The 6,565-nt window shown below is 50.9% G+C and carries 5 protein-coding genes and 3 tRNA genes; all 8 read left to right on the forward strand.

Annotated elements, in window-relative coordinates:
- Positions 1-86 precede the first annotated feature (86 nt).
- The 8 genes from pncC (at position 87) to GEAM_RS02125 (ending at position 6,448) form a co-directional block, all read left to right on the forward strand.
- Complete coding sequence (gene pncC / locus GEAM_RS02090) at positions 87-581, forward strand: nicotinamide-nucleotide amidase (RefSeq protein ID WP_034787592.1); 495 nt, start codon at positions 87-89, stop codon at positions 579-581.
- Positions 582-691: 110 nt separating this feature from the next.
- On the forward strand, positions 692-1,756 hold the full coding sequence (gene recA, locus GEAM_RS02095) for a recombinase RecA (protein WP_034787594.1): 1,065 nt from the start codon (positions 692-694) through the stop codon (positions 1,754-1,756).
- 114 nt (positions 1,757-1,870) lie between these two features.
- Positions 1,871-2,548 (forward strand): recombination regulator RecX, encoded by a 678-nt coding sequence (gene recX / locus GEAM_RS02100; protein ID WP_034787596.1) that lies wholly within the window; start codon positions 1,871-1,873, stop codon positions 2,546-2,548.
- A gap of 138 nt (positions 2,549-2,686) precedes the next feature.
- Positions 2,687-5,314, forward strand: a complete 2,628-nt coding sequence (alaS, locus tag GEAM_RS02105; RefSeq protein WP_034787598.1) for an alanine--tRNA ligase — start codon at positions 2,687-2,689, stop codon at positions 5,312-5,314.
- A 256-nt stretch (positions 5,315-5,570) separates the two neighbouring features.
- Positions 5,571-5,756, forward strand: a complete 186-nt coding sequence (csrA, locus tag GEAM_RS02110; RefSeq protein ID WP_002444426.1) for a carbon storage regulator CsrA — start codon at positions 5,571-5,573, stop codon at positions 5,754-5,756.
- Between the two features lie 327 nt (positions 5,757-6,083).
- Positions 6,084-6,176 (forward strand) — tRNA-Ser (locus GEAM_RS02115).
- Between the two features lie 8 nt (positions 6,177-6,184).
- Positions 6,185-6,261 (forward strand) — tRNA-Arg (locus GEAM_RS02120).
- Between the two features lie 110 nt (positions 6,262-6,371).
- Positions 6,372-6,448: transfer RNA gene (locus GEAM_RS02125), tRNA-Arg, on the forward strand.
- The last annotated feature ends 117 nt before the right edge of the window (positions 6,449-6,565 follow it).

The raw sequence follows: 6,565 nt of genomic DNA on the forward strand, positions 1-6,565 counted from the left end.
TCTCGCAAAAAAAGTGACCGGGCTGATTTGTGCCGAAAAGAAGTGATAACATCGGCCCATGTTTCCACGACCAGAAAGGATTTCCGATGAGCGAAAAACAGTTACACCAGCTGAGCGTGCTGGTGGGTAATAAATTGAAAGAAAAGGGATTATGGATAACCTGTGCTGAGTCGTGTACTGGTGGCTGGGTGGCGAAAGCTATCACCGATATCGCGGGCAGCTCCGCATGGTTTGACCGCGGGTTTATCACTTACAGCAATGCTTCGAAGCACCAACTGCTGGGCGTTTCCGACGGCACTCTTGAAGAGTTCGGCGCAGTCAGCGAAGAGGCGGTGCGCGAAATGGCCAAGGGCGCACTGCACGCGGCGGGCGCAAATCTGGCGTTATCCATCAGCGGCATTGCCGGGCCAGATGGTGGCAGCGAGCAGAAACCTGTCGGCACGGTATGGTTTGGTTTTGCCAACAGCGAAGGGCGAATTTTCACTTCCAAACAACATTTCTCGGGCGACCGCGAATCCGTTCGCTTGCAAGCTGCTGTTTTTTCGCTACAAACAGCATTAGATGAGTTTCTTGAAAAATAGGCTTGATACTGTATGAGCATACAGTATAATTACTGCCAATTACCTGTACATAAATTACATTCAGTGACGTCGGTGAAGTGATTCACTCAACGTCAGACGAAGGAGCAAAAATGGCTATTGATGAGAATAAGCAAAAAGCGTTAGCTGCAGCACTGGGCCAGATTGAAAAGCAATTCGGTAAAGGCTCCATCATGCGTCTCGGTGAAGATCGCTCTATGGACGTTGAAACGATCTCCACCGGCTCTTTGTCTTTGGATATCGCCTTGGGCGCTGGCGGCTTGCCAATGGGCCGTATCGTTGAAATTTACGGGCCAGAATCTTCCGGTAAAACTACCCTGACTCTGCAAGTTATCGCAGCAGCACAGCGCGAAGGTAAAACCTGTGCGTTTATCGATGCCGAGCACGCGCTGGACCCGATTTACGCTAAGAAACTTGGCGTTGATATCGACAACCTGCTGTGTTCACAGCCAGACACCGGTGAGCAAGCGTTGGAGATCTGTGATGCGCTGACTCGCTCTGGCGCAGTTGACGTGATCATCGTCGACTCCGTAGCAGCACTGACGCCGAAAGCTGAAATCGAAGGCGAAATCGGTGACTCTCACATGGGCCTTGCGGCACGTATGATGAGCCAGGCGATGCGTAAACTCGCGGGTAACCTGAAAAACGCCAACACCTTGCTGATCTTCATCAACCAGATCCGTATGAAAATTGGTGTGATGTTCGGTAACCCAGAAACCACTACCGGTGGTAACGCGCTGAAGTTCTACGCTTCTGTTCGTCTTGATATCCGTCGTATCGGCGCTATCAAAGAAGGCGACGTGGTGGTAGGTAGCGAAACTCGCGTTAAAGTGGTGAAGAACAAGATTGCTGCACCATTCAAGCAAGCTGAATTCCAAATCATGTACGGCGAAGGCATCAACATCAACGGCGAGCTGGTTGATCTTGGCGTTAAGCACAAGATGATTGAGAAAGCGGGCGCATGGTACAGCTACAACGGCGAAAAAATCGGTCAGGGTAAAGCTAACGCAAGTAACTTCCTGAAAGAAAACCCGAAAGTGGCTGCCGAGCTGGACAAGAAACTGCGTGACCTGCTGTTAAGCGGCACCGGTGAAATCAGCGCGACTGCTACCGTTGAAGACTTAGATGATAACGTAGAAACCAGCGAAGAGTTTTAATAGCGAAAGCTTAACTCTCGCTGGAACCTGAGCCTTTGGCTCGGGGACATACGCGGTCGATAAAATGCCAGCCTGAGTTTCAGGCTGGCATTTTGCCAATATGAGGTACCCACTATGCCCGATGATAAAAAGGTCAATCTCGACGATTTACTGAATCAATATGGGGGCGATGAAGGTTCCTCTATGTTTAGCGCGCCGCCAAAAGAGGGCGATGCAGCAAAGATTAACGCCCTAATCAGCCGCGCGATGCGTTTACTGTCGCAGCGCGACCATGGCGAAATGGAACTGCGCAAAAAGCTTCTTACCCCTCCCGTGGCTTTCAGCAAGCCAAACTACTCAAAACCGGCCAAACCTAAAGCACAAAAATCCAGCCTGTCGTTTTCTAAAGAGTGGCAGGAAGAAGAAGTGCAGCAAAAGGCCGCGCGCCTACCGCCAGAAGAGATTTCTCCCGAGCACGTGCAGTCGGTGATTGATTACTGCTACCAACATAACTGGCTGGATGACGCAAAATTTGCTGACCGCTACATCTCTGGCCGCAGCCGCAAGGGCTATGGCGCGCAGCGTATCCGTCAAGAACTCCAGCAAAAAGGGGTTGATAAAGAGCTGATTTCTACCGCGTTCGAAGAGAGCGAAGTGGATTGGTGTGCGCTGGCTCGAGATATTGCGGTGCGGAAATTTGGCGAGCCTTTGCCGACCGAGTGGAAAGAAAAATCAAAAGTTCTGCGTTATATGCTCTACCGAGGCTTTTTTCAGGAAGAGATCCAGTCTATTTATCGCGATTTTGATGATTGACCGCATACGGGATTTTACTTCCCAGCGAAGAAATTTTATCTTATCCACACTTTTTGTTCGTGGGCCGTACAGTCTGCCGCTGAATTCAGCGCTTTCTTGCTTACGAACCGTTTCTTCAAGCCAGATTCCGGGACATTTATGAGCAAGAGCACCGCTGAGATCCGTCAAGCGTTTCTCGATTTCTTCCACAGTAAGGGACACAACATTGTTGCAAGCAGTTCGCTTGTCCCGAATAACGACCCGACTCTGCTGTTTACCAACGCAGGGATGAACCAATTTAAAGATGTTTTCCTCGGGTTAGATAAGCGCGACTACAGCCGTGCTACGACTTCCCAGCGCTGCGTACGCGCAGGCGGAAAGCACAATGACCTGGAAAACGTCGGTTACACCGCTCGTCACCACACCTTCTTTGAAATGCTGGGCAACTTCAGCTTCGGCGACTATTTCAAGCATGATGCCATTAACTACGCTTGGGAATTACTGACCGGCGAAAACTGGTTCAATCTGCCTAAAGAGAAGCTGTGGGTCACAGTGTATGAAACTGATGACGAAGCTTTTGATATTTGGGAAAAGCAGGTTGGCGTTCCTAAAGAACGTATTATCCGCATCGGCGACAACAAAGGCGGCGCATTCGCTTCTGACAACTTCTGGCAGATGGGCGACACCGGTCCTTGCGGCCCATGTACCGAGATTTTCTACGATCACGGCGACCACATCTGGGGCGGCCCTCCGGGCAGCGCTGAAGAAGACGGCGACCGTTATATCGAAATCTGGAACATCGTTTTCATGCAGTTCAACCGTCAGTCAGATGGCACCATGCTGCCGCTGCCTAAGCCGTCGGTTGATACCGGTATGGGTCTGGAGCGTATCACTGCGGTCATGCAGCATGTGAATTCCAACTACGATATCGACCTGTTCCAGAAACTGATTGCCGCCGTGGCACAGGTTACTGGTGCAACTGACCTGAACAACAAGTCACTGCGCGTTATCGCTGACCACATCCGTTCTTGTGCATTCCTGATCTCCGATGGTGTTATCCCGTCGAATGAAAACCGCGGCTACGTGCTGCGCCGCATCATTCGTCGTGCTATCCGTCACGGCAACATGCTGGGCGCGAAAGACACCTTCTTCTATAAGCTGGTTGCGCCACTGATTGAAGTGATGGGCCCGGCTGCGGAAGAGCTGAAGCAGCAGCAAGCAATGGTTGAGCAACTGCTGAAAACCGAAGAAGAGCAGTTTGCTCGCACCCTTGAGCGCGGTTTGGCGCTGCTGGATGAAGAGCTTTCTTCTCTGAAAGGCGACACGCTGGATGGTGAAATTGCTTTCCGCCTGTATGACACCTTCGGTTTCCCGCTGGACTTGACCGCTGACGTTTGCCGCGAAAGAAATCTGAAAGTTGACGAAGCTGGCTTCGAAAAGGCGATGGACGTTCAACGCCGTCGCGCTCGCGAATCTAGCGGCTTCAGCGCAGATTACAACAGCATGGTTCGCGTCGATGGCGTGACTCAGTTCTCGGGTTATGAGCATGAAGAGCGCCACTCTAAAGTGATTGCGTTGTTCGTTGATGGCCAACAGGTTGAAGAGATTCAGGCCGGGGTTAACGCTATCGTTATTCTCGATGACACGCCATTCTACGGCGAGTCAGGCGGTCAGGTGGGCGATAAGGGCGAGCTGAAAACAACTTCCGGCATCTTCACTGTTTCCGACACCCAGAAATATGGCAAAGCCATCGGTCACCAAGGTTCATTGAACGCTGGCAAACTGCGCGTAGGTGACAGCGTTGAAGCTGAAATCGATGCTGCCCGCCGTGACCGTATCCGCTTGAACCACTCGGCGACCCACTTGCTGCACGCTGCGTTGCGTCAGGTGCTGGGCAAGCATGTGGCGCAGAAAGGCTCGCTGGTTAACGACAACTACCTGCGTTTTGACTTCTCCCACTTCGAAGCCATGAAGCCGGAAGAGATCCGTCAGGTAGAAGACTTGGTGAATGCGCAAATTCGTCGCAATTTGCCGGTTGAAACCAAAATCATGGCGCTGGATGATGCCAAAGAGCAGGGCGCAATGGCGCTGTTCGGCGAGAAATACGAGGACAATGTTCGCGTACTTTCCATGGGCGACTTCTCCACCGAGCTGTGTGGTGGTACTCACGCTAGCCGTACCGGCGACATCGGCCTGTTCCGTATTCAAAGCGAATCGGGCACTGCGGCAGGTATCCGTCGTATCGAAGGCATCACCGGCGAAAACGCCATTGCATCACTTCACCAACAGAGTGATTTGCTGCAAGACGTCGCGCATCTGGTGAAAGGCGATGTAAACAGCGTCTCAGAGAAGATTCGTTCCCTCATTGAGCGCTCGCGCCAGCTGGAGAAAGAACTTCAGCAGGTGAAAGGCCAACAGGCTGCGCAGGAAAGTGCTTCACTTTCTAGCCAGACTAAAGATGTTAAAGGCGTTAAAGTTCTTGTCAGCCAACTGGATAATGTCGAGCCGAAAATGCTTCGCACCATGGTTGATGACCTGAAAAATCAGCTGGGTTCGGTGATTATCGTTCTGGCAACCATCGCTGATGATAAAGTCAGCCTGATTGCCGGTGTCACCAAAGACCTGACCGATCGCGTTAAAGCAGGCGACTTGATTGCCTCTATTGCGCAGCAGGTAGGGGGGAAAGGTGGTGGCCGTCCTGATATGGCTCAGGCAGGTGGTAGCGATGTTCAGGCACTTCCAGCAGCCCTTGCCAGTGTAGAAGCTTGGCTTGAAGCTAAGCTGTAATAAGAAATAAATCACTACACAAAGAAACGCCATAATGTATTGTGCACTATGGCGTTTTCACTATCACAGGTTGAGCAGGCCGGGCCAGAAAACCCACAATCGCCTCGTTTTCGGCTAAACTTAAAATATGCACGGCTGAGGTCGCAGGCTGGTTATGTTTTATGTGGGGGTCATGGCTTACGTTTTACCCGTGGTTGATAGATAATGGCCGGGAAACTGAGAGACCCGACTCTTTTAATTCTTCAAGGAGCAAAGAATGCTTATTTTGACTCGCCGAGTTGGTGAAACCCTCATGATTGGCGATGAGGTAACTGTTACCGTGTTGGGCGTTAAAGGTAACCAGGTGCGTATTGGTGTTAACGCGCCAAAAGAGGTCTCTGTGCATCGTGAGGAGATTTATCAGCGTATTCAGGCTGAGAAGTCTCAACAAACGAATTACTGATTTACCAGGCGTCTCGCCAATGGCGAGGCGCTGACCCTCTTATTCCGCGTTAAATCCCTCTTCCTTTCTGTTTTCCCCTGTTTTTTTCTCTGTTTTTTCCTTGGCGTCACAACATCTCCAAACAGTTATCTCTAGAAAAAATCGCGTGTTTTTACCATTTAGAGGCTGTTTTTGCCTTGAAACTGTGCAGGTTGCGCGTGAATTGTTCAAACGAACGAATGTTAGAAAAAAAGGGTTTGACTTATAAGCCCGTGAAAGTAATATGTGCGCCACGCAGTGCCGATGAGCTTAAACAAAGTTAGTCAGCACAACTCGAAAGAGGCGTATGGTGAGGTGGCCGAGAGGCTGAAGGCGCTCCCCTGCTAAGGGAGTATGCGGTCAAAAGCTGCATCCGGGGTTCGAATCCCCGCCTCACCGCCATTTAAAATGCACCCATAGCTCAGCTGGATAGAGTACTCGGCTACGAACCGAGCGGTCGGAAGTTCGAATCTTCCTGGGTGCACCATACTTTCCAAAGCGTATGTTGATTTGCAATCAAATTAGCGTGATGGGCAGAAGCGAAAGCCACTGTAGTACGGAAAATGGTCAGGTAAAATCTGCAGTAAGAATCAAAATGCACCCATAGCTCAGCTGGATAGAGTACTCGGCTACGAACCGAGCGGTCGGAAGTTCGAATCTTCCTGGGTGCACCATATTTTGTGTGTGTTGAAGCGAATATGAACATCATATATTGCACTCAACATGCAGATTGCACGAAGGAAGATAACGTTGCTTCAGCAACGGCCCGTAGGGCGAGGCGACAGCCGAGT

The organism is Ewingella americana ATCC 33852 (assembly GCF_000735345.1).
GTDB lineage: Bacteria > Pseudomonadota > Gammaproteobacteria > Enterobacterales > Enterobacteriaceae > Ewingella > Ewingella americana.

Bases quoted from the DNA above. Each gene is read 5' to 3' on its own strand.
- recA (WP_034787594.1), top strand. From the start codon at position 692: ATGGCTATTGATGAGAATAAGCAAAAAGCGTTAGCTGCAGCACTGGGC.
- recX (WP_034787596.1), top strand. From the start codon at position 1,871: ATGCCCGATGATAAAAAGGTCAATCTCGACGATTTACTGAATCAATAT.
- csrA (WP_002444426.1), top strand. From the start codon at position 5,571: ATGCTTATTTTGACTCGCCGAGTTGGTGAAACCCTCATGATTGGCGAT.
- alaS (WP_034787598.1), top strand. From the start codon at position 2,687: ATGAGCAAGAGCACCGCTGAGATCCGTCAAGCGTTTCTCGATTTCTTC.
- pncC (WP_034787592.1), top strand. From the start codon at position 87: ATGAGCGAAAAACAGTTACACCAGCTGAGCGTGCTGGTGGGTAATAAA.